This window comes from Arthrobacter crystallopoietes (assembly GCF_002849715.1).
In the GTDB taxonomy this organism is placed as follows: Bacteria; Actinomycetota; Actinomycetes; order Actinomycetales; family Micrococcaceae; genus Crystallibacter; species Crystallibacter crystallopoietes.
In genome coordinates this window covers 1,764,695-1,786,648 of sequence record NZ_CP018863.1, presented here as the reverse complement: position 1 = coordinate 1,786,648, position 21,954 = coordinate 1,764,695, and the positions used below count along the sequence as shown (strand labels likewise).

Sequence of the window (21,954 nt, the reverse complement as noted above, 5' to 3'; positions counted from 1 at the left end):
GGCAGATTTCCCAATTCCCTATCGTGCCAGGCTGCCGGTAGGCCCCAATCCAGGAGTTGTTTAGAGAGCGCATGAGCTTGATAGTGCAGAAGTTTGGTGGTTCCTCAGTATCGGACGCCGAAGGCATCAAGCGGGTTGCCCAGCGCGTGGTCGACACGCAGGCTGCCGGCAACGAAGTTGTGGTTGTTGTGTCCGCGATGGGCGACACCACCGACGAGCTGCTTGATCTTGCTGACCAGATTACCTCCGCCCCCAGCGCGCGCGAGATGGATATGCTGCTGAGCGCCGGCGAACGAATTTCCATGTCCCTGCTGGCGATGGCCATCCAGGAACAGGGTGCCACGGCGCAGTCCTTCACCGGCAGCCAGGCCGGCATGATTACCGACGCCATCCACGGCAAAGCCCGCATCATCGATGTCTCCCCGCACCGGGTGAAGACGGCGCTGGAGAAGGGCGACATCGCGATCGTTGCCGGCTTCCAGGGCATGAGCCGCGAAAGCCAGGACATCACCACGCTGGGCCGCGGCGGTTCCGACACCACCGCAGTGGCACTGGCCGCAGCGCTGAACGCCGATTCCTGCGAGATCTACACCGACGTCGACGGCATCTACACCGCGGATCCCCGCGTGGTCACCAATGCGCAGAAGATCGACGAGATCTCCAGCGAGGAAATGCTGGAAATGGCGGCCTCCGGGTCCAAGATCCTGCACCTGCGCTGCGTGGAATACGCCCGCCGCTTCGGTGTCCCGCTGCACGTTCGCTCGTCGTTCAGCACCAACGAAGGGACCTGGGTGCTGCCCAACCCCGACGACAAGATCAAGATCCAAGAGGGAGAACCCATGGAACAGCCCATCATTTCCGGAGTGGCCCATGACCGTTCCGAAGCCAAGGTCACCATCATCGGCGTGCCCGACATCCCCGGCAAGGCGGCAGAGCTGTTCGGCATTGTTGCCGGCGCCCACTCCAACATCGACATGATCGTGCAGAACGTTTCCACCAAGGGGACCGGCAAGACGGACATCTCGTTCACCCTTCCCATGGTGGAAGGCAAGGAAGCCCTGGAAGCGCTGCGGGCTTCTCAGGACGCGGTTGGGTTCGACAGCATCGACTACAACGACCAGGTGGGCAAGCTGTCCCTCATCGGTGCGGGCATGCGCTCCAACCCCGGAGTTTCCTACAAGTTCTTCGATGCCCTGCACAAAGCGGGCGTGAACGTGGACATGATCTCCACCTCCGAGATCCGCATCTCGATCGTCACCCACGCCGACCTGCTGGACACGGCCGTCCGCGCCGTCCATGCGGCCTTCGGCCTGGACTCCGAGGACGAAGCCACCGTCTACGGCGGCACCGGACGCTGATCCGACACTGACCCAAAAACGAAGACCGACGGCGGTCCCGCATTACGCGGGAACCGCCGTCGGTCTTTCTTTTGGCTAATTGGCAGATTTGGCCTCAGGCCACGTCGTGGCGTTTGCGGATTGCATAGGCATGGCCTTCGGCATCCCGCTCCACTTCGATCTCCGCAAGCTGCTCTTCCGAGGCCTTCTCGGCGTCGTCGTGCTTGTGGACCACTGGGGTATCAGAATCGATCCGGTCTGCTGGACCCCACACTTTGGCGGCCTCCGCGGTTATACGCATGAATGTGCGGAGGAAGCGCGAATTCTCAGCCATCTGAATCACCTTCTTGACGAGGCTGTTATCCGTATGACCAGTGTACGACTTCTACTGCTTTTTGGGCACGATGTAGGTACTGCCGTCCGCCCGACGCACGGTTTCCCACTGCGCTGCGTCCGCTTCGCGTTCCTGGAGCAGGCGCCGGTTGTCCTCGGTCATGGGATGGTCCACGCCGCTCTTTTGCGCGGGGCCGAAGATCACGCGAAGTTTGCCGGTGATGTTCATGAATCTCTGCACCGAGTTCTTCTTGCCGGCCATGTGGGCCCCCTTACGTCTGCACTGCGGATTGGAACGATTCCTTCTTCCAGCATAGGCTAACACTTAGGGCACTAACTATCTGAAGGAGTGTGATCCGTATGACCGCGGCTGTACAGCGGGACGAGGACCTGCTGCTCGAACACCAGCTCTGCTTCGCTTTGTCGGTAGCCTCGCGCAGCGTGATCGGCGCTTACAAGCCGGTCCTCGAAAAACTCGGCATCACCCATCCGCAGTACCTGGTGATGCTGGCGCTGTGGGAAGAGAGCCCCCGGATGGTCAAGGATCTGGGCGAAGCCCTGGCCCAGGAACCCGCCACACTCTCGCCGATGCTCAAGCGGCTCGAAGCAGCCGGACTGATCACCCGCGACCGGGTACCGGGGAACGAACGCGCCCTGGCCATCGGACTGACGGTGAAGGGTAAAGCCCTGCGGGAAGACGCCCTGGCTGTGCCGGGCACCATGTTGCAGCGGCTCGGGCTGGACCGCGAGCAACTGGTGGCGCTCAACGAGTCCATGCGGGATCTGATTGCCGCCGCGCAGGACAGCGCGCACTAACCCCGTGGATGAAGGCCGGCAGTTTCCCGCCGGCCTTCACCGACTTCTTGTTGGTACCGCTTTATTGGTACCGCTCCCCTAGGGGACGTTGACGGTCAGGGCCGTACTGGCACTGTCGCCGAACCGCACCAGCCCAACCCAGCTGCCTGATTCCAGGCCGGCCCAGTTGGCCTCAACGGAACCGGCTTCCCCGTTGGGCAGTTCCAGCGGGTCCGGGCTTACCGTCAGGTTGCCCGCGTCGCCGGCCAAAGCCACCGTGTTGACTGTTCCGGTACTGGTAGTGGCACCATCGGAGGTGCCCCAAAGATGCCCGATCACCTGGTACGTGCCGGGTTTCGGCTTGTCCAGCACCAAGGTCTCGCTGGAGTTGGCCGTGGCCTGCGTCAGCTGTTCGCCGGCGGGCGTGATCACGTAGAGGTCCCAGTCCGCGGTGGGAACTGCGGCATTGATGGACATCTGGGCCATGGTGGCACCCTCGGGGACCACCAGACTGGCGACAACCGCGCTCTTGGCGGTGATTCCATTCGGATCGGCCGTCCGCTCAGCGGTGATTGCATCGGCCTTCGCCATGCCCTCCACCGCGACGTCGATGGGCTGGTCCGTTCCGGAGCTGACCTCGATGGCCGCCGAGCCTTCACTCGCGGCCGAGTCAACCACCACGGTCTCCGGCGACAGCACCTCCATCGGCCGGATGGCGATCGGCGACGCCACCGAACGCCTGCCGTCCTGCCACGCCAGCTCGCCCATTGCGAACTTGCCGTACGCTGCGCCGTCGTTCTTAAAGGTCACAGTGAAGGAGGCCTCCTGGCCCTTCCGCAGCCTCAGCACCGAGGGCTCCACCGTGGCCTCGATGCCCGGCAGCTCCACGCTGGCCCGGTAGGTCCCGGATTTCAGCGCCGTCACCGAGCGGGTCACGGAAACTTCACCGGTCAGCGCCCCCAGCGCAATCGAGGGGACATTCAGGTCCTTGGCCTCGATGGCGAGGTCCTCATCGAGTCCGATGTCGCCCACCGCGCCCTGCAGGAAGCCGTACCAGTCTTCGACGCCCGCGTCATAGACCAGCCCCGGATCCGCCATCCGCCGGACGTCCACCTGGCCGGCGCCGGTGGCGAAGTTGTCGGTATTCGTGGTGCCGTCCTCGTTCACAAGCTCGTCAGCCGTGGTCATCAACGCGGACTTGATTGTCGAGGGCGACCACAGCGGATTCTTGCCCAGCAGCAGGGCGCCGAAACCGGCAACATGCGGTGCGGCCATCGAGGTTCCGGACATGAAGCCGAAGTTCTCCTCGCCCTCAACGGGCGAGACGCCGGCGAGCACGTTGACGCCCGGCGCCGCAACGTCCGGCTTGAGCAGATCCGATCCGACAGCCATGGACGGGCCGCGCGAGGAGAAGGCCGCCACCTGCGGCACCGGACTGTCGGGCAGGCCGGTGGTATCCGAATCAACCAGAGCCGCGGTGAGTGAAGGATCCTGGGCGACCTTGTCCTTGATGCCCGGGTCTCCGATATGGACGGTCGGCACGGCATGGAGATCGAGATCCAGGGAGCCGGGCACCGTGTTGACCAGGACCATGCCCACGCCCTCGGCCTGCTTCACGGCCACCGACTTCTCGGCACGTGCAATGACGCCGCGGTCGCAGATGACGATCTTGCCGCGTACCTTGGCCGGATCCAGTGAACCGGGGGTGCACAAGGCCGCGTCCTCCGGTTTGGCCGCGGCCGTGCCGGCGTCCTTGGACAAGACCAGCGCGGTCTGCCCCAGTTCGGAACTCATGATCGACGTGCCGCGGTACTTGGTGCCGTCGGAGAGTTCAACCGTGCCCTGCAGTTCGTTGGAGAACGTGCTGGCGGCGACGGTGATCAGCCAGGGGGCGCTGTGGTTCACGGTGGTGTCGGCCGGGCCGGCGTTGCCTGCGGCAGCGGAGACGAAGATGCCGACTTCGGCCGCGCTCAGGAAGGCCATGGACACCGGATCGATCACCGAGTTGTTGTTGCCGGAAATGGAGTAGTTCAGCACATCCACGCCGTCTTTGATGGCCTGCTCGATGGCCGCAATGGCCGCCGAGGAGTAGCAGCCGCCGGACGCTGCATTGTTGTCCTGCCAGCAGATTTTGTAGACGGCGACCTTCGCTGCCGGCGCCACCCCGGAGCCGGTGCCGAAGTCCCGGCCGTCCACATTGGTTTCCACACCGCTGTTGCCGGCGGCCGTTGAGGCGGTGTGGGTGCCGTGGCTGTTAAGGTCCAGGGGTGAAATGCTCTCCTTCGGATGCCGGTTTTCCGGCGGCACGAACTTGAGGAAATCATCGGCGTAGTAGCGCGCGCTCAGGACCTTGCTGTTGCATTCGGTGCCGGTGAACCCCGAGCCTGCCGCACCCGTCTGGCATTCGCCGATGAAGGTGGCGCCGTCAGACTTGAGCATGGCGATCTTGCCCTCGCCGTTCAGGTAGGGCACGCCGACCTTCGGCTTGCCCTTGAGCGGGGCGACCTCCCCGCCGGCAAGGAATTCATTCTGCGGGTGGTACCCGGTATCGATCACGCCGACCACGGTGCCCTTGCCCGCGTTCTTCTCCGAGCCGTACTGCTGGTTCCAGACGCCCTTCTTTCCGGGCAGCCCCAGGTAATCCACGCTGGAGTAGACCGGATGGTGCTGCTCGTCCTCGGTGACGGCCAGCACGCCCGGCGTCTTGGCGAGTGCGGCCGCCTGGACGCCGGTCAGGTCCGCGGCGAATCCGTTCACCGCGGTGGTGAAGCTCTTGCGGATTTCCACGCCCTCCTCGGCCGCTACCGCCTGCTGCCTCTTCTTCAGGTGCTGCTGGTATTTCTTCGCGTTGGCGTTGCCAACGTCCAGCTTTTTGCCCTTCTCTGGCTTGGTGGCAGCGATACCCGCCACCCCGCCGTCGTACGTTGCTACTGGCTGCGCTTCGAGCATGACGATGTAGTGCCCGTCCTGGTAAAGCTCGGGCACCTCCGCCAGCGGGGAGTTTTGAATCGTGGCGGAGATGGCGGGAGGTGCCGCTGCGGCCGGTCCGGCCAGGCCGGAAAGGAGCAGCGGCAGCCCCAGTGCGAGTGCGGTGGCGGCGCGGATGCTGGGCCGCCGCACAAAGCTGTTGCTTTGCATGGTCATGAGAAGGAATGCCTTTCATCCTGTGGACCGAACCAACTTGATCCGCTCCGCAGGCCCGCCAGGCTGCCCGCCCCTCGGTGCAGAAACGATTCACCGAACGGCGTGCGATCCGGCTCTGAAGCCGGCCCCCTTCCCCCAACGGCGTGACCGGAGTCACTTTTGGCGGGCCCGTGAGCTCAAAATACAGCAGAAATTTTTCTCAAAGAAGCCTTTCAGGTATTTCCGAATTACTTCCTTCACGGCGCCACCAATCCGTGATCTGAGTGTAGCGCCGCGCCCGGGATAGTGATATAGGCGTAGTGATCCAGACGGCGCACACCTGCGAGAATGGATACATGTGGCAAAGGCAGTTGATCCGGCCGGAGGTCCTCGCGCCCGAGGAGTGGTTGCTCCGGGCGCAGGAGCACCAGCGCAGGGCTGCCCGCTTTACGGAGCCCTATCTTCAGCGGCGTTCGGCCGGGCGCAAGCATCCCGTGGAGGACTTTCTCTTCACCTACTACAGCCACAAACCCGGGCAGCTGCTGCGCTGGCACCCCGGCGCCGGCGTCGTCCTGAACGGCGAAGCCGCAATCGAGCGGCAGGACTGGAAGTACTACCGCCCGCTTTCCGCGCCGGAACACCGGGCGCTGGAGCTGCCGGCCCGGGACCTGGCTAACGACGGCGGCGCGGTCACCTTTGATCACGAAAAGTTCCGCCGGGAGCGGGCCGAGATCATCGCCTTCGCGCGGGTCATCCTGGCCGGCACTGCCGCCCGTCCGGCGCGGTTCGCCTGCTTCGGGCTGCACGAATGGGCCATGGTCTACAAGTCCCGGCTCAACGGCGTGCGGCACGAATACCTGGACCTGCGGCTCGGGGCCGAGGGGACGGACACCGTGGTGGAGGAAAGCCGGATCGGCTGCTCGCACTTCGATGCCTACCGCTTCTACACGCCCCAGGCCGCGCCGCTGAACACGCTGCGGCCCACCCGCGAGAACCAGCGGGATATGGAACAGCCCGGCTGCCTGCACGCCAACATGGATCTGTACAAGTGGGCCTACAAACTCAGCCCCGCGCTGCCGAGCGAACTGGTGATGGACTGCTTCGAGCTGTCCTGGCGGATCCGCGAAATGGACATGCAGGCCTCGCCGTACGACCTGGCCGCCTGGGGTTACGAGCCGATCCGGATCGAAACGGCCGAGGGCCGGGCCCAGTACGCCGCGGCCCAGCGCGGCTTCTCGGAGGAATCCCAAAAACTGCGCGGCCGGCTACTGGCTGCGCTGGACAACTTGGACAGTCTGGACCGTATGGACGGGTGAGATCATGAACGGCAATTGCGCTGCAACAAGGGCAACGCGGGCTCTGCTGGCCGTGCCGGTGGCACTGGCTCTGCTGCTGGGCGGGTGCACACCGCCGGAAGAGGAGCCACCTCCGACTACGTCCCCGCCCCAAACGACGGCGCCCACCTCGCCTTCGGAGCCAGCTTCGCCGTCCCCGTCGGAGCCGGGCAGCGCCCCGCCGAGTACCCCAGAGGAAGGAACCGCCATGGTCGATGCCAGCCTGAGGATCGAGCTGACCTCCGCCGGATCCGATGCCGTGCAGGAACGCATCCTGGAGTGCGCAGACTCGCAGCCGCTTGAAAGTTCCACGGTGCGGGAGCCGGAAGCCGCGTGCGAAGCCCTGGCGAATGCCGGCGAGAAAGTGTTCTTCGGGCTGCCGGATCCGAACCTGATCTGTACCCAGGAGTACGGCGGGCCCCAGCAGGCGCACGTCACGGGAACGCTCAACGGGCAGCCGGTGGACAAGCACTTCTCCCTCACCGACGGCTGCAAGATTTCCGAATGGAACGCCATGAAGGCGCTGCTCGGCGGCATTGGCGGAGCGGTCTAGGCTGCCAGCCGAAGGGCAAGGAGGACGACGGCGGCAGCCCGGTTCCGGCGTCGTTGTTTGGCTGTGCGGGGCTGGCTAGCGGCGGGGGTTGCGGACGGCTTCGCTGACCCTGCGGGCAAGATCCTCGTGGGCGGCACGCTCGGCCTGCTTGTCCGCGCGGTACTTTTGGACCACCATGCGGGCAAGGCCGCCGGCAATGGCCGCCGCCATGATGGGCAGGAGCAGGGACTTGGGTTTCTCGGGCATGGCGCAATCGTACGGGGGCGTGCGCGTTTTTGGCACCGGTTTGGGGCCGCGGTCACGTAGAATTTGCGGTTTGCCAGAGCCGGTAGAATGGAGGATGCAAGCTCGCGGAGCGCTGGATCAGCGTGAGACGGCACGGTTTCCGCGCGCCTCGCTTCGTTGAAGAGCCCAGATTCCAAGCACAGGAGTTACCGGATGCCCCGGATCGTTGTTGATGTCATGCCCAAGCCCGAAATTCTTGATCCGCAGGGCAAAGCCATTGCCGGCGCACTGAACCGACTGGGCCAGACCGGCTTCAGCGAGGTCCGCCAGGGCAAGCGCTTTGAGCTCACCGTCGACGGCGAAGTGACCGCAGAGATCCTGGAGCAGGCCCGCCACGCGGCCACCACCCTGCTGTCCAACCCTGTGATTGAAGACGTCACCCGCGTTGAGGTCATCGTCGAGGCCACCATCGGAGCCGGCGAGTAATGACTGAAACTCCCCTGATCGGCGACTTCTCGCCCGTGCCCGACAGCGGCCTGTCCGGTGCCCGCATTGGCGTCATCACTTTCCCCGGCACGCTGGATGACCGGGACGCTTCCCGCGCGGTCCGCATCGCCGGCGGCACGGCCGTCAGCCTCTGGCACGGCGACCATGACCTGAAGGGCGTTGACGCCGTCGTAATTCCCGGCGGTTTCTCCTACGGCGACTACCTGCGCGCCGGAGCTATTTCCCGGTTCGCGCCGCTGATGGAGCAGGTTGTCGATGCTTCCAAGGGCGGACTGCCGGTTCTGGGCATCTGCAACGGTTTCCAGGTCCTGACCGAGGCGCACCTGCTGCCCGGTTCCATGATCAAGAACAACCACCTGCACTTCCTGTGCCGCGACCAGAAGCTGCGCGTGGAAAACAGCAACACCGCGTGGACCTCCCAGTACGCCGCTGGCTCCGAGATTGTGGTGCCGCTGAAGAACCAGGACGGCCAGTACGTCGCGGACGAAAAGACGCTGGACGAGCTCGAGGGCGAAGGCCGCGTGGTCTTCCGCTACGTCGACGTGAACCCGAACGGTTCGCGCCGCGACATCGCCGGCATCTCCAACGCGGCGGGGAACGTTGTGGGCCTCATGCCGCACCCCGAGCACGCCGTGGAAGCCGGCTTCGGCCCGGACTCCTCCGCCTTCGGCGAGGTTGAGCTCGGCGGCGGCACGGACGGACTGGGAATTTTCACCTCTGTACTGAAGAAGATTGTGGCAGGTGCCAAGTAATGAGTGAACGAGTGGACGCCCGCTTGGAAACCGCAGACGAGGCGAAGAACGAGCACGCGGAATTCGGCGACATCGCGCACGCCGTCGAAAATATTGAAGGACGCAAGTTCAACATCGACACCGTCAAGCACGCGGAGGAGACCCCTGAGACTCCGCTGCCCTGGGCCGAACTCGGCCTGAAGGAAGACGAGTACAACCGGGTTGTCGAGATCCTGGGCCGCCGCCCCACCGCGGCCGAGCTCGCCATGTACTCGGTGATGTGGAGCGAGCACTGCTCCTACAAGTCCTCCAAGGTCCACCTGCGCCAGTTCGGCGAGAAGGTCACCGAGGACATGAAGAAGCACCTGATGGTGGGCATCGGCGAGAACGCCGGCGTCGTCGATATTGGTGACGGCTGGGCCGTGACCTACAAGATCGAGTCGCACAACCACCCGTCCTTCGTGGAGCCCTACCAGGGCGCCGCGACCGGCGTGGGCGGCATTGTCCGCGACATCATCTCCATGGGCGCCCGCCCGGTGGCCGTGATGGATCCGCTGCGTTTCGGCGCGATCGACCACCCGGACACCGCGCGCCTGGTCCACGGGATTGTGGCCGGCATCGGCGGCTACGGCAACTCGCTGGGCCTGCCGAACATCGGTGGCGAAGTGGTCTTCGACTCCGTTTACCAGGGCAACCCGCTAGTCAACGCGCTGGCCGTGGGCGTCATGCGCCACGAGGACATCCGCCTGGCCAACGCGTCCGGCGTCGGCAACAAGGTGGTGCTCTTCGGCGCGCGCACCGGCGGCGACGGCATTGGCGGCGCCTCCGTGCTGGCCTCCGAGTCCTTCGAGGACGACGGCAAGCCGGCCAAGCGCCCTGCCGTGCAGGTGGGCGATCCGTTCGCGGAGAAGGTGCTCATCGAGTGCTGCCTCGAGCTGTTCAAGTCCTCCGTGGTGGAGGGTATCCAGGATCTCGGCGCCGCGGGCATCTCCTGCGCCACCTCGGAACTGGCTTCCAACGGCGATGGCGGCATGCATGTTGAGCTGACCTCGGTGCTGCTGCGCGACCCGTCCCTGACCCCGGGCGAGATCCTCATGTCCGAGTCGCAGGAACGCATGATGGCCGTGGTGACGCCGGAGAACGTCGCCGCGTTCGAGGCAATAATGGACAAGTGGAACGTCGAGTACTCCTGGTTGGGCGAGGTCACCGACACCGGCCGCCTGATCATCGAGTGGGACGGCGAAAAGATTGTCGACGTCGATCCCCGCACCGTGGCGCACGAAGGCCCGGTCTACGATCGCCCGTACCACCGCCCCGAGTGGCTGGACGGCGTGCAGGCAGACACGTTCAACAGCAGCACAGCCGAGCGTCCCGCCTCCGGTCAGGACCTCAAGGCCGCCGTGCTGGAGCTGATGGCTTCGCCGAACATGTGCTCAAAGGACTGGGTCACGAACCAGTACGACCGTTACGTCCAGGGCAACACCGCGCTGGCCATGCCGGACGACGCAGGCGTGATCCGCGTGGACGAAGAGACCGGCCTGGGCGTCGCCGTCTCCACCGATGCCAACGGCCGCTACACCTATCTGGATCCGTACCAGGGCGCGCAACTGGCCCTGGCCGAGTCCTACCGCAATGTCGCCACCACCGGCGCCGTGCCGATGGCCGTCTCGGACTGCCTGAACTTCGGCTCCCCGGAGGACCCCGAGGTCATGTGGCAGTTCGCCGAGGCCGTCCGCGGCCTGGCCGACGGCTGCCAGGAACTGGGCATCCCGGTGACCGGCGGCAACGTCTCGCTGTACAACCAGACCGGCGGCGTGGCCATCCACCCCACCCCGGTAGTAGGCGTGCTGGGCCGTTTCGACGACGTCGCCCGGCGCACTCCCTCCGGCTGGCGTGAAGACGGACAGGCCATCTACCTGATGGGCGTCACCAAGGACGAGCTGGACGGTTCCGAATGGGCCAACCTGCGCGGCCACCTTGGCGGCAAGCCGCCGGCCCTGGATCTGGCGGCCGAGAAGCTGCTGGCCGAACTGCTGATCAATGCTTCGCGTGACGGCATGATCGACGCCGCGCACGACCTCTCCGAGGGCGGCCTCGCCGCTGCCCTGTCCGATATGGCCTTGCGCTTCGGCGTCGGCGCCCGCATCGGCCTGGGCGAGGTCTGCGAGCGCGATGGCGTGGACCTGTTTACCGCACTGTTCTCCGAAAGCCAGGCACGCGCCGTCGTTAGCGTGGCCCGGAGCGAAGAGGTGCGCTTCAAGGACATGTGCAGCGCCCGCGGTTTCGCCCACATCCGCATCGGCGTGGTGGACACCGAGAACCAGGCGCTGGACTTCCAGGACCAGTTCTCGCTGCCGCTGGCCGAGCTGAAGGAAGCCCACGAGGGCACCCTGCCGAAGTACTTCGCGTAGGTCCCCCGCTCCACTTTCGAGATCCGCTAAGCAGCTGATGCCCTTCCCAGATTTGGGAAGGGCATCAGCTGCTTCTATGGTCTTTTCGGCCGGGCCGGGCTCCCAGCTATTCTGCCGGGCGGCCAAAGGGAGTATCTTGGCGGTAGCGATTGGCGCGCTTTGCGGTCAGCCGATGGCGGGGGCGGAAATACTTCAACCCGGAGTCTGTCATGCCCGAAACGTCCAGCCCCAGAAACCGATCCCGCGGCGGTTGGTTTGCCGCTGTTTGCCTGGCAGCGGCCGCCCTCCTTGGAGCCACTGGCTGCACCTCGGGAGGCCCGCCGCAATCAATGGAAACGGTCGAGGCTGAGCCGGTGACGACGGCGGAATCATCTGGAGGGGCTACGCGGGAGGCAGCACCGACGGAAGCGGCCTCTTCGAGCCTGCGGCCGGTGGACGAGGAGAGACTCCGCGAAATCTTTGAGAGCACGGCCGGTGAACTGCTGGTTCCCGGCGCGGTAATACTGCTGCGGACGCCGGAGGACGAGTTCACTTTCACCTACGGCACGGACGCATTGGACGGCAGTGAACCCGTCTCGCTGGAGGACCACGTCAGGATCGGCTCCATCACCAAGACCTGGACCGGAACGGTCATCCTGCAGCTGGTGCAGGAGGGCAAGCTCAAGCTGGACGACCCGGTCTCGAAGTACCGGGATGACGTGCCGAACGGCGAGAACATCACCATCGAGCAGTTGCTCAACATGCGCAGCGGCCTCTACAACTACTCGGAGTCCTACGAGCTCAATCTGGCCCTCGACGAAACCCCGGAACGGGTCTGGACGCCGGAAGAACTGCTCGGGATCGCGCTGCCGCTGCCCGTGTATTTCCCGCCGGGCGGGGGCTACCACTACTCGAATACCAATACCGTGCTGCTCGGGCTGATCGCCGAAGAGCTGGATGGCAAACCGCTGGCAGAGGTCTTCCAGGACCGTATCCTCGAACCGCTTGAGCTGACGGAATCGACCTTCCCGCCGTCGGACTCCACGCCCATCCCTTCGCCGCACCCGCGCGGCTACGTGTACATGAACAACGTGATGACCATCGCGAGCACCAAGCTGCCGGCGGACCTGATCGCGCAGGCGCAGGAGGGAACGCTGGAACCGAACGATGTGACGGACGCGAACGCTTCGTGGACCTGGGCGGCGGGCCAGGGAACGTCGACGGCGGGCGACCTGGCCGATTGGGCCGAGGCCCTCGTCGGCGGCGCGGTCCTGGATGAGGAAATGCAGAAGATCCGGTTGGACAGCCTTCAGCCCGTGAATCCGGACGATCCGAATTCGCTGCTGTACGGGCTGGCCATTGCGAAGTTCGGCGAGCTGTACGGCCACACCGGTGAGCTGCCCGGCTTCAACTCATTCGCGGGGCATGATCCGGGTAATGACCTGACCCTGGTGGTGTGGACGAACCTGGCACCCGCAGCGGATGGGCGGGACCCGGCCGCGGCCATTGCCCGCGAACTGATCGGCGAGCTGTACGCCCCGGCCGAAGCCCCTGCCCCGTAGTTCAGCCTGGATCAGGCGACGGTCATTTCGCCCATCTGGTCCCAGTCTTCGCCGTCGATCTGGCGGCTGATGATCCGCGGGGTTTCCTGCAGGTACTGCGGCTGTTCGGCCATCGCCTTCTTGAAGTGCTCGCTGTTGACGTGCGTTCCGGCCGCATCATCCTGGAAGGCTTCCACCAGGACGTACTCGTTCGCATCGTCAACGCTGCGGGACCAATCGAACCACAGGTTGCCCGGCTCCGCGCGCGTAGCTTCAGTGAACTCCCGGACGAGCTCCGGCCACTGGTCTGCGAACTCGGGCTTGACCTTGAACTTGACCACGATAAAGATCACGGATTGTTGCCTTCCTGTTGGGCGAAGCCGGTCCACGGCTCCGATCAGAACTGTCCTTTCATCCTTTCACGCATCCTTTGGGATGCCGGATGCCAGCTTTCGCGCCGCTGCTAGGTACCGGCGGGTGACCAGTCGCTGGCAGGCCGAGGCAACCGATCCGCCGAGCTTGTAGAACCAGTTGGAGTGCCGGCTGAAGGCGAACAACTCGAAATACACCTGGCCATCCGGCTCGAGCACCGCCACGAAACTCTCTTCTCCCGTTTCCGGATGGCCGGGCAATGTGCCATAGCCGAACCCGGCACGTGTGGTGCCTTCCTCGACCCACACAACCCTGCACGGCGCCGCCAGCCGCAATCTCCCGAAGCCGAAGCCAGGTACAACATGCACGCCCTCCGCTGCCCGGGGAGCCTGGGCCCTGACGCTGAGCCCGGCCAGCCGGTGCAGCTCCCACCCCAGAATGCCCTCGGTCAGCCGGCTGAACGCGTCCTGTCCCGCACCCACGACCACACGATGCCGGGCAATCCGGTAGCCCCCTGGTTCGCGGCTGCTCTGAGTCCAGCCGTGCTCCAGGTAGGTCAGCTCTGCATCCACGTCGAAACTGTCGCCCTTCATCGTCATTGTCCGCTGTCCATACTCTGCTGGGACTGGCCGGACGCACCCTGGCCAGCACCGCCGTCGTACATTGCATCGCCCAGGTCCGTGTGGAAGTCCCTCGCCCAGCGTTCCAGCCGCGGATCCTGGCTGCGCGCGATCACTGCCAGCCCGCTTTCCGCCCATTCCTCGGCGAGCGAGGGGTCCGCCTGCCCCACCATCCGCATGGCATCCACGGCGATGAAGTTCTGCCCGATCTCGGCGGCCAAGTGCGCTGCATCCTCGAACAGGCCCACAGCCTCCGCCCGATGCCCGCTCGCGTTCAGGACCCTTCCGCGCTCCAGCAGGATCCGGGCCAGGACCACCGGTTCGCCGTCGTCAATCCGCTCCAGCAGGTTTAGCGCTTCCACGAACCGGGACTGCATCCCAAGCGCCCGGGCGATCTGGGTGGCGAGCTCATTGCGGTCGGTACGCAGCGCAAATCTGTTGGTGTCCGCCGCCCGCAGCCGCTGTTCCGACCCCTTAGGATCTGAGAAATCCCACAGTTCATCGAGCAGGTCCTGGGAAATCACGCTTCCTCCCGCGCGAGCCTGGTCCAGCCCAGGGATTCGCGGTCGCGGCGGGTCATGCCGGCCACCACCAGATCATAGGAGTCCTCGACCATGTCGCGGATCATGTCGTCCGGAAGCTCGCCGTCGCAGCGGACGCCGTTCCAGTGTGTTTTGTTCATGTGGTACGCGCCGGTGATCTCCGGATGGGCGGCGCGCAGCTGCTCGGCCAGCGCCGGCTCGCACTTGAGGCTGATGCTCAGCGGATCCGCGCCCAGGTCCGAGAGCGCGAACATCTTCGCGGTGCCGCTGCGGGCGCGCACCTTGAACACCGAAAAGTCAGGCCCGAAGGGAAAGTCCTCGAAAGCGCCCGGCAGGTCCAGGCACATGCCGCGCAACGTTGATCCGTCCACCCATCGAGCCTACCGCCGGCGGCCGGGGTCAGGAAGGTCGACGGTCCGTCTGTGGAGAAGTCCGGCTTTCCAAGTCCCGTCCAAGTCTTTGGTGGGAGGATGGTTCCAGGAGTACGACGGCGGCGCTCCCCTGTGGGGGCGCGTTCCCTTTGGCGATATGAGGCAGGCGGAGGTGCGGCGCATGAGCGGCGAAGTGGAGAAGGCGAAGCACCAGGCGAAAAGGGCGAAAGACGGCGCCGAGCAAGCCTCGGAATCGAAAACGTTGGAAGTGGTGGCGCGCTTTGGCTGGGCCGCCAATGGGTTGATGCATCTGCTGATTGGCTATATTGCCTTGCGGCTGAGCCTCGGGGCATCGGGGGAAGCAGACCAGGCCGGGGCGATCTCCCAGCTGGCCAGCACACCTGGAGGGGTCTTCCTGCTGTGGGCCGGGCTCATCGCCTGCGCCGCCTTGGCACTGTGGCAACTAGCCGACGCCGCATTCGGCTACCGCGGGTTGGAAACCAAAAAGAAGTGGGGCAAACGGATCAAGGCAGCCGGTCTGGCTATCGTCTTCGCGGCCATCGGTTTCACGTTCGGCATCTATGCCCTTGGCGGCAAGAGCGACAGCAGTCAATCCTCACAGGACGCCAGCGCGCAATTGATGGCTTTTCCCGGCGGAACGCTGGTGCTGTTCCTGATTGGCGCAGGCATCGCCATCGCCGGAGTCTTCTACATCTACAAGGGCATTACGCAGAAGTTCCTGAAGGATCTGGAGTCCCTGCCACCGGGCGGCGCGAGGATCGGCATCAGCTGGGCCGGCTCTTTCGGCTACGTGGGCAAGGGTGCGGCACTGCTGGTGCTCGGCATCCTGTTCTCGGTTGCAGCGTTCCAGCAGGATCCCGAGGAAGCCAAGGGCCTCGACGGCGCACTGAAGGCCCTAAAGGAACAGCCCTTCGGCGACGCCGCGCTGATTGTGGTGGCCCTCGGCCTCATTTGCTACGGACTGTACCTGGGCGCGCGTGCCCGCTACGGCAAAATGTAGCGGGCACGGCACGGCCTACGTGTGGCCGGGCCTCCTGACGCCGCCCCGGCCTGAGTCAGGAAAGCCTTCCCGGCTGGGTCAGGAAAGCCTTCCCGGCTGGGTCAGGACGCGGAAACGGCTGCGCCGAGGCGGTAGCCGGCACCCCGGTGCTGCTCAGGCAGCCGGTCGCCCTTGCCAAACAGCTTGTTGCGCAGGGTGCCTTCGGCGTACTTGGTCGGGTAGGCACCGCGCTTCTGCAGTTCCGGAACGACGAATTCAACGATGTCCTCAAAGGTGCCCGGGGTGATGGCATAGGCCAGGTTAAAGCCGTCCACGTCGGTCTCGTCCACCCAGTCTATGAGCTTCTTGGCAACTTCTTCGCCGGAACCAACGGTGATAGGCCCAAAACCGCCGACACCGACCCATTCGGCCAGCTGACGGATGGTCCACGGCTTGCCGTCTTCGCCGGAGGCCTTCTGGAACGTCTCCACCGAGGACTGGATGGCGTTGGACTTCACGTTCTCGCCGATCACATCGTCCGGGCCGTAGCTGGACAGGTCCACACCCATCCAGCCCGAAATCAGGGCCAGCGCACCGTTGACGTCGGCGTAGGACTTGTAGTCCTCGAACTTGGCCTGCGCGGTGGCGCTGTCCGGACCGGTGACCACGGTCTGCATGGCGTAGATGCGCACGTCGTAGCGGCCGCGGCCGGCGGCCTCCACCGCATCGCGGATCTTCTTGACCGAGGCGGCCAGCATTTCCTTGGTCGGGCACGTAACGAAGACAGCTTCGGCGTTCTCTGCGGCGAACTCGGTCCCGCGCTTGGAGGCGCCGGCCTGGAAGATAACTGGAGTGCGCTGCGGACTCGGCTCGGTGATGGCGATGCCGGGGACCTTGAAGTACTTGCCCTCGTGGCCGATCTCGTGCACCTTGGCCGGATCCACAAAGATACCGGCTTCCCGGTCCTTGACCACGGCGTCTTCTTCCCAGGAACCTTCGAGCAGCTTGTATACCACTTCAAGGTACTCGTCGGCGTGGGCGTACCGCTCGTCGTGCTCCATCTGGTCCGTCTGGCCCATGTTGCGCGCCGCGGACGGCAGATAGCCGGTGACCACGTTCCAGCCAACGCGGCCGTTCGTCAGGTGGTCCAGCGTGGCCAACCGGCGGGCGAAGGGATACGGATGCTCGTAGGCGGTGCCGGCGGTGAGGCCGAAGCCGAGGTTCTCGGTCACCGCGGCCATGGCCGAAACCAGCATGAACGGATCATTGACCGGGACCTGGGTACCCGCACGGAGCGTGACTTCGTTGGAGCCGCCGAACACGTCGTAAGTGCCCAGCACGTCGGCGATGAAGAGGCCGTCGAAGAGGCCCTCTTCCAGCACCTTCGCCAAATGCGTCCAGTAGCCGATCGTCTTGTAGTCGGCGGACTTGTCCTGGGGATGGCGCCACAGACCGGGTGACTGGTGTCCAACGCAGTTCATGTCGAATGCGTTGAAGCGGATTTGCCTGGCGGCGGGTACCAATGTCATTTCAGACTCCTTCATGACCGTGAAGAGCCCCTACACCGGTAGCTGCGGTCGAAGCGGAAAACCGCGGCGGCTACCGAAAGAATTTTGGATCTCCATCGGTCCTGGCGGTAGCACCTTCCTCAAAGAGGGGGTTGCTGCGGCGTCAACGAGCCAGGTCTCTCAGCCGCTCTGGATGGTTACAGCTCCATTCCACCGCAGTCCGGCGGCGGGCGCGAAATCCCTACGTCATACCGGGTAATCCCCCGGCGGCTTTCGCGCCCGCCGACCGCGACTGCCGTCGGAGCCCCCGTTCAGGACTTGGACGGCGCGTCACCGATGCTGTGCAGCCCCTCGGGCGTGGTGCCGTTGACCTCATAGTCGCCAATGGTCCGCGCCTTGAAGACGGTGGGATTGTGCGTCGCGACGGTCCGGGCGTTGCGCCAATGGCGGTCCAGCGCCTTGCCCTTGGACGTCGCGCTTGCTCCTGTGACGTCAAACAGCTGCCCGGTGGCCTCAAGAACCAGCTCCGGAACAACAATCTGCGCCTTTTCCACAGCGGCTTCCCCGCGGACGTAACGCTGAACGTCGTCGAGCGGGAGGGACTTGTCTGCCGCGGCATCCAGTTCCCGTGCCGCGGTCAGAACCACCGATTCCGCAGCGAATACCTTGGCCGACAGCTGGCCGACGAGTTGAAGGATCAGCGGGTCATTGCGGAACAGTTCGCCGGTTCCGGTGTTAAAGGTCCGCTTGCGGTTCCGCACCAGGATCTTCGCGTCCGCGAGCGCCGCGTTGCCAATTCCGGCCAGTACGGCGAGCAGCACCAACTGGAAGAATGCCGGTTCGTGCGTGCTCGACGGCTTGCGTTCGATAACGTCGGCCGGCTCCACCGCGGCATCGCGGAAGTAGGTTGTCCCCGTTCCGGTCAGCTGCTGGCCGAAGCCGTCCCAGTCGTCAACGATCTCCACACCCGCCTGCTTGGTATTGACGACGGCGTACTGCCGGCCCTCGATACCGTCGGTACTGGCCATGACCGCGATCCACTCCGCGAAGATGCTGCCGGTGGTGTAGTACTTTTCACCGTTGAGCAGCCACCTCCCGCCGTCCCTGACCAGCTTGGTGTTCGTGGTGCCCAGCGCGTTTCCGGCCTTCTCCGTGGCCGCGTTGCCGAAGATCTCGCCGGCCACAATGCGCGGATACCAGCGGCGGGCAAACGCCTCGCCTTCCAGACCAACCGTCTCGACGAAGGCGAAGTGCGAGCGGTACAGGTGGGCGACGCTGGAGTCCGCCGCCGCAAGTTCGATCAGGAGGCGGAAGAAGTGCTCGAAGGAGACGCCGTCGCCGCCATGTTCCACCGGCACCCGCAGTTTCCCGAAGCCGGCGGCGTTCAGCCACGCAACTTGTTCGAACGGCAGGATCCTGTTCAGCTCCCGGTCCAGCGCTCCCTGCGCAATCCGCTCGAAGACCGGCCGGAAGCGGCCGGCCAACCGCTCATAGGTTGCTTCCGCGGTCTCGGTGCGCTCGTTCGCGATAGTCTCCGTCATCGTCTTCCTTCCAAAACCTTGTTCTGTGCTGCCGCTGAGAATTCGTCGAAGGCGCCGCGGTACTGGCGTGCCGGGTGCCGTTCGTTGAGCTGCGGTCCGTTGTAGCCCTCGCCGCGGCCGAACAGCTTTTCCCGGAAGCTTCCCGGCGCGTACTCCGTCTGCGCCAGTCCCCTGCTGCGTAGTTCCGGCAGCACTCCGTCAATGAAGTCCGTGTAGGAACCGGGCAGGATCTGGTTGATGATGTTGATGCCATCCACGCCGGCGTCCTGCCACTGCTCCAGCCGGTCGGCGATCTGTTCCGGGGTTCCCTTGACCCGGTGGGCCCGCCCGCGGAAGTTCGCGACATCACGCAAGGTCGGGTTGCCTCCGGGAACAGATTTGCGCAGGCTCTCCAGGTGTCCCTGCGTGCCTTCCGTCTGGAAATCGCCCAGCGGCGTATCCGGATCCAGTCCGCCCAGATCTACACCGAGGCCGCCGGCGATGTGGGCGATCATCGCTCCGGAGTCCAGGTATTCGTCCAATTCGGCCTCTTTGCGGTCCGCCTCCGACTCCGTGCCGCCGACGATGAAGTGCAGCCCCTGGAAGAACTTCAGGTCCTCGGCCCTGCGCCCGGCAGCAACCGTCTGGCTGCGCACGGCGGCGGTGTATGTGGCGGCGGCGTCGGGATGCGCCGCTAGCATGAAGGTCGCCTCGGCGTTCGCGGCGCAGAACTGCTGGCCGCGGCCCGAGCTCCCGGCCTGGAACAGCACCGGGGTCCGCTGGGGCGACGGCGAAGACAGGTGCGGACCATCGATCGAATACCGTTCGCCGCGGTGGTAAATCTTGTGGACCTTCTCCGGATCCGCGTGGACTCCGGCCGCCTTGTCCTGGACCAGCGCGCCGTCGTCCCAGGAGCCTTCCCACAGTTTGTAGACCGCGGAGACGTACTCTTCGGCCCAGGCGTACCGGTCTTCGTGCGCGGCCAAACCGCCGCCGCCGAAGTTGCGGTGCGCGTTCTCCAAGGCGCTCGTCACGATGTTCCAGGCCGCGCGCCCGTTGGAGATGTGGTCCAGGGTGGACATTTGCCGCGCGAACTGGAACGGATGGCTCTGGATCACCGATGAGGTCGCCGCCAGCCCGATCTCCCGGGTCGCCCCGGCCAGGGCGCCCAGCAGGATGAGCGGATCGTTGGCCGGCACCTGCAGGCCGCGGCGGATGTGCGAGGCCCATCCGCCGTCGTCGTCCCCATAAAGGCCAACGACGTCGGCGAAGAAGAGGGCGTCGAACTTCGCTTCTTCAAGCTGCCGGGCCAGGTCTGTCCATAGCTGCAGGTCATTGAAGCGGTGCTGCTGCGCCTGCGGATGGCGCCACTGTCCGCCCATGATGTGGCTGTTGGTGTTCATGACGAAGGCGCTCAGCAGCAGACGGGGACGCCCCTGCGGGTAGCGCGTACTCTCGGTGGCCAAAACGGGTCCCTTTCTTTGAAGCCATGCGGTTGCCGGGTCGCCGGCTCGGGTCAAGGCGCGGAGACGAGCTCCGGCTGCGCATCTGCCTGCGCGTTTCCGGACAACGGACGGTCCTTGGTCTCGGGAGCCTTGAGCGTGGCGATGATCGTGATGGCCGAGACGCCGAGGAAGTACACGATGACCCAGACCGGATTCCCGCCGCCGGCCGCCAGCAGGGCCGTAGCCACCAAGGGTGCCAGGCCGCCGCCGAGTACCGAGCCGAGCTGGTAGCCGAGGGAGACCCCGCTGAACCGGACCCGGGTGCTGAACAGCTCGGAGAAGAACGCAGCCTGCGGACCGTACATGGCGTCATGTCCGACGTTCAGGCCGAACACCACGCCGAGGACGATCAGGAAGAACACCCCGCTGTCGAGCAGCCAGAAGAACGGGATGACGGCCACGGCGCTGCTGATTGCCCCGAAGAGGTAGACCCTGCGCCGGCCGATGACATCTGACAGCCAGCCCCACAGCGGGACGGTGACCAGGCCCAGCGCGGACGCGATCAGCACGGCGGCCAGGCCGGTGTTGCGGTCCGTACCGGAGACTTGGGTCAGGTACGTCAGGATAAAGACGGTGTAGACGTAGTAGAAGGCGTTCTGCGCAATGCGGAGGCCGGTAGTGAGCGCAACCTGCCGCGGGTGGGTCTTGATGCTTTCCAGCACCGGGCGGTCAGCGACCTTCTCTACCTGCTGCACACGCTTGAACTCTGCGCTGTCTTCGACAGACAACCGGATCACCAGTCCGACGGCGACCAGCAGCAAGCTGGCCACGAATGGGATCCGCCAGCCCCAGGCCAGGAACTGTTCGTTGGTCATGGAGTTCTCCAACACCAGCAGCACGCCCGTGGCCAGCAGCATGCCGGAAGTGGGCCCGAGCTGTGTGGCGCTGCTGGTCAGTCCGCGGCGCTTCGGCTTGGCGTGCTCCACCGTCATCAGGGCCGCACCGGCCCATTCGGCCCCGTAGCCGATGCCCTGGAGAACACGCAGCAGCAGCAACAGTACGGGGGCGACCCAGCCGATCTGTGCGTAGATCGGCAGCAGGCCGATGGCGGTAGTGGCCAGACCGGTCAGCAGCAGCGAGGCAACAAGCACGGTCTTGCGACCGATCCGGTCACCGAAGTGGCCGCCGAGAATGCCGCCGACCGGACGGGCGACGAAGCCGACGGCATAGGTGGCGAAGGCGGCGATGGTGCCGACCAGCGGTTCGGCCGGGGCGAAGAACAATGGCCCGAAAACGGTGGCCGCCGCGAGCCCGTACAGGACAAAGTCATAGCCTTCGATCGTCGTGCCGATGAAGCTGGCTACGGCGACCTTCGTGGTCATTTTCTTCGGCGGGGAAGGGTTTGTGGTGGTGCTCATTACTGTCTCTCCTGTGGCGTCAGCCGAGAAGATGCAGCGCACATCCGATCGGACCACGGCGGAAGGCAGTGGGAAGGACCGGTTGAGGCGCTTACTCCATCGGTCCTGGCAGTAGCACCCTACGGAACAGGTCTTACTGCGCTTGTTCGGCGCAGCCCTCGACAAGTTCCTTGTTATCAGCGCGAATCCAGGGAGATTCGTCGTGACCAGGGTTGCTGCGGCGTCATAGAGCCAGGTCTCTCAGCCGCTCGGGATGGTTACACGTTCAGTGTGGGGCCAGTCACCGGTC

The 21,954-nt window shown here is 65.1% G+C and carries 21 protein-coding genes and 2 riboswitches; of the genes, 9 read left to right on the top strand and 12 right to left on the bottom strand.

Going from position 1 to position 21,954, the window contains the following annotated elements; all coding sequences use genetic code 11:
* The first annotated feature begins 71 nt into the window (after positions 1 to 71).
* Positions 72 to 1,358 carry an aspartate kinase gene (locus tag AC20117_RS08500; RefSeq protein ID WP_101632565.1) on the top strand — a complete coding sequence of 429 codons (1,287 nt, stop codon included), beginning with the start codon at positions 72 to 74 and terminating at the stop codon, positions 1,356 to 1,358.
* A gap of 94 nt (positions 1,359 to 1,452) precedes the next feature.
* On the opposite strand, the gene AC20117_RS08495 is transcribed toward AC20117_RS08500, so the two are convergent.
* Both AC20117_RS08495 and AC20117_RS08490 read right to left on the bottom strand, forming a co-directional pair.
* Positions 1,453 to 1,671, bottom strand: coding sequence for a hypothetical protein (locus tag AC20117_RS08495; protein ID WP_074700099.1), 219 nt, complete (start codon positions 1,669 to 1,671; stop codon positions 1,453 to 1,455).
* 51 nt (positions 1,672 to 1,722) lie between these two features.
* A complete protein-coding gene (locus tag AC20117_RS08490; protein ID WP_074700100.1) occupies positions 1,723 to 1,932 on the bottom strand; it encodes a hypothetical protein in 210 nt (69 codons plus the stop codon).
* 98 nt (positions 1,933 to 2,030) lie between these two features.
* On the opposite strand from AC20117_RS08490, the gene AC20117_RS08485 reads away from it, so the two are divergent.
* Positions 2,031 to 2,486, top strand: a complete 456-nt coding sequence (locus AC20117_RS08485; RefSeq protein ID WP_074700101.1) for a MarR family winged helix-turn-helix transcriptional regulator — start codon at positions 2,031 to 2,033, stop codon at positions 2,484 to 2,486.
* 78 nt (positions 2,487 to 2,564) lie between these two features.
* Here AC20117_RS08485 and AC20117_RS08480 read toward each other — a convergent pair whose 3' ends face one another.
* The gene (locus AC20117_RS08480) at positions 2,565 to 5,609 is read right to left on the bottom strand and encodes a S8 family serine peptidase (protein ID WP_074700102.1); all 3,045 of its coding nucleotides are present in this window, start codon (positions 5,607 to 5,609) and stop codon (positions 2,565 to 2,567) included.
* Positions 5,610 to 5,944: 335 nt separating this feature from the next.
* Here AC20117_RS08480 and AC20117_RS08475 point away from each other — a divergent pair, with 335 nt between their 5' ends.
* Complete coding sequence (locus AC20117_RS08475) at positions 5,945 to 6,904, top strand: 3-methyladenine DNA glycosylase (RefSeq protein WP_074700103.1); 960 nt, start codon at positions 5,945 to 5,947, stop codon at positions 6,902 to 6,904.
* Positions 6,905 to 7,130: 226 nt separating this feature from the next.
* A complete protein-coding gene (locus AC20117_RS08470) occupies positions 7,131 to 7,475 on the top strand; it encodes a hypothetical protein (protein WP_074700104.1) in 345 nt (114 codons plus the stop codon).
* Positions 7,476 to 7,550: 75 nt separating this feature from the next.
* On the opposite strand, the gene AC20117_RS23265 is transcribed toward AC20117_RS08470, so the two are convergent.
* Positions 7,551 to 7,721: a hypothetical protein gene (locus AC20117_RS23265; RefSeq protein ID WP_158300444.1), complete on the bottom strand. Its 171-nt coding sequence runs from the start codon at positions 7,719 to 7,721 to the stop codon at positions 7,551 to 7,553.
* A gap of 192 nt (positions 7,722 to 7,913) precedes the next feature.
* On the opposite strand from AC20117_RS23265, the gene purS reads away from it, so the two are divergent.
* The 4 genes from purS to AC20117_RS08450 all read left to right on the top strand — a co-directional run bounded on the left by purS (position 7,914) and on the right by AC20117_RS08450 (position 12,890).
* Positions 7,914 to 8,186: a phosphoribosylformylglycinamidine synthase subunit PurS gene (gene purS / locus AC20117_RS08465; protein WP_074700105.1), complete on the top strand. Its 273-nt coding sequence runs from the start codon at positions 7,914 to 7,916 to the stop codon at positions 8,184 to 8,186.
* Positions 8,186 to 8,959 carry a phosphoribosylformylglycinamidine synthase subunit PurQ gene (purQ, locus tag AC20117_RS08460; RefSeq protein ID WP_074700106.1) on the top strand — a complete coding sequence of 258 codons (774 nt, stop codon included), beginning with the start codon at positions 8,186 to 8,188 and terminating at the stop codon, positions 8,957 to 8,959. Before purS ends, purQ begins: the two co-directional genes overlap by 1 nt.
* Positions 8,959 to 11,349, top strand: coding sequence for a phosphoribosylformylglycinamidine synthase subunit PurL (gene purL, locus AC20117_RS08455; protein WP_236777477.1), 2,391 nt, complete (start codon positions 8,959 to 8,961; stop codon positions 11,347 to 11,349). Before purQ ends, purL begins: the two co-directional genes overlap by 1 nt.
* A 329-nt stretch (positions 11,350 to 11,678) precedes the next feature.
* Positions 11,679 to 12,890: a serine hydrolase domain-containing protein gene (locus AC20117_RS08450; protein ID WP_236777476.1), complete on the top strand. Its 1,212-nt coding sequence runs from the start codon at positions 11,679 to 11,681 to the stop codon at positions 12,888 to 12,890.
* An 11-nt stretch (positions 12,891 to 12,901) separates the two neighbouring features.
* On the opposite strand, the gene AC20117_RS08445 is transcribed toward AC20117_RS08450, so the two are convergent.
* From AC20117_RS08445 to AC20117_RS08430, 4 genes are all read right to left on the bottom strand, one after another.
* Positions 12,902 to 13,222: a putative quinol monooxygenase gene (locus tag AC20117_RS08445; RefSeq protein ID WP_074700108.1), complete on the bottom strand. Its 321-nt coding sequence runs from the start codon at positions 13,220 to 13,222 to the stop codon at positions 12,902 to 12,904.
* Between the two features lie 66 nt (positions 13,223 to 13,288).
* The gene (locus tag AC20117_RS08440) at positions 13,289 to 13,840 is read right to left on the bottom strand and encodes a DUF1990 domain-containing protein (RefSeq protein ID WP_074700109.1); all 552 of its coding nucleotides are present in this window, start codon (positions 13,838 to 13,840) and stop codon (positions 13,289 to 13,291) included.
* Entirely contained in the window at positions 13,837 to 14,385 is a 549-nt protein-coding gene (locus tag AC20117_RS08435; protein ID WP_074700110.1) for a hypothetical protein, read from the bottom strand. The genes AC20117_RS08440 and AC20117_RS08435 overlap by 4 nt, the downstream gene beginning before the upstream one ends.
* Positions 14,382 to 14,774 carry an MmcQ/YjbR family DNA-binding protein gene (locus AC20117_RS08430; protein ID WP_074700111.1) on the bottom strand — a complete coding sequence of 131 codons (393 nt, stop codon included), beginning with the start codon at positions 14,772 to 14,774 and terminating at the stop codon, positions 14,382 to 14,384. Before AC20117_RS08430 ends, AC20117_RS08435 begins: the two co-directional genes overlap by 4 nt.
* 181 nt (positions 14,775 to 14,955) lie before the next feature.
* Between AC20117_RS08430 and AC20117_RS08425 the strand changes: the two genes are divergently transcribed.
* A complete protein-coding gene (locus AC20117_RS08425; RefSeq protein WP_074700112.1) occupies positions 14,956 to 15,795 on the top strand; it encodes a DUF1206 domain-containing protein in 840 nt (279 codons plus the stop codon).
* 101 nt (positions 15,796 to 15,896) lie between these two features.
* Here AC20117_RS08425 and AC20117_RS08420 read toward each other — a convergent pair whose 3' ends face one another.
* The 4 genes from AC20117_RS08420 to AC20117_RS08405 form a co-directional block, all read right to left on the bottom strand.
* Entirely contained in the window at positions 15,897 to 17,303 is a 1,407-nt protein-coding gene (locus tag AC20117_RS08420) for an LLM class flavin-dependent oxidoreductase (protein ID WP_074700113.1), read from the bottom strand.
* 89 nt (positions 17,304 to 17,392) lie between these two features.
* Positions 17,393 to 17,482: riboswitch (SAM riboswitch) on the bottom strand.
* 111 nt (positions 17,483 to 17,593) lie between these two features.
* On the bottom strand, positions 17,594 to 18,823 hold the full coding sequence (locus AC20117_RS08415) for an acyl-CoA dehydrogenase family protein (protein ID WP_074700114.1): 1,230 nt from the start codon (positions 18,821 to 18,823) through the stop codon (positions 17,594 to 17,596).
* Positions 18,820 to 20,205, bottom strand: coding sequence for an LLM class flavin-dependent oxidoreductase (locus AC20117_RS08410; RefSeq protein WP_074703122.1), 1,386 nt, complete (start codon positions 20,203 to 20,205; stop codon positions 18,820 to 18,822). Before AC20117_RS08410 ends, AC20117_RS08415 begins: the two co-directional genes overlap by 4 nt.
* A gap of 113 nt (positions 20,206 to 20,318) precedes the next feature.
* Positions 20,319 to 21,665, bottom strand: a complete 1,347-nt coding sequence (locus tag AC20117_RS08405; protein ID WP_074700115.1) for an MFS transporter — start codon at positions 21,663 to 21,665, stop codon at positions 20,319 to 20,321.
* 93 nt (positions 21,666 to 21,758) lie between these two features.
* Positions 21,759 to 21,925, bottom strand: a riboswitch (SAM riboswitch).
* Positions 21,926 to 21,954 lie beyond the last annotated feature (29 nt).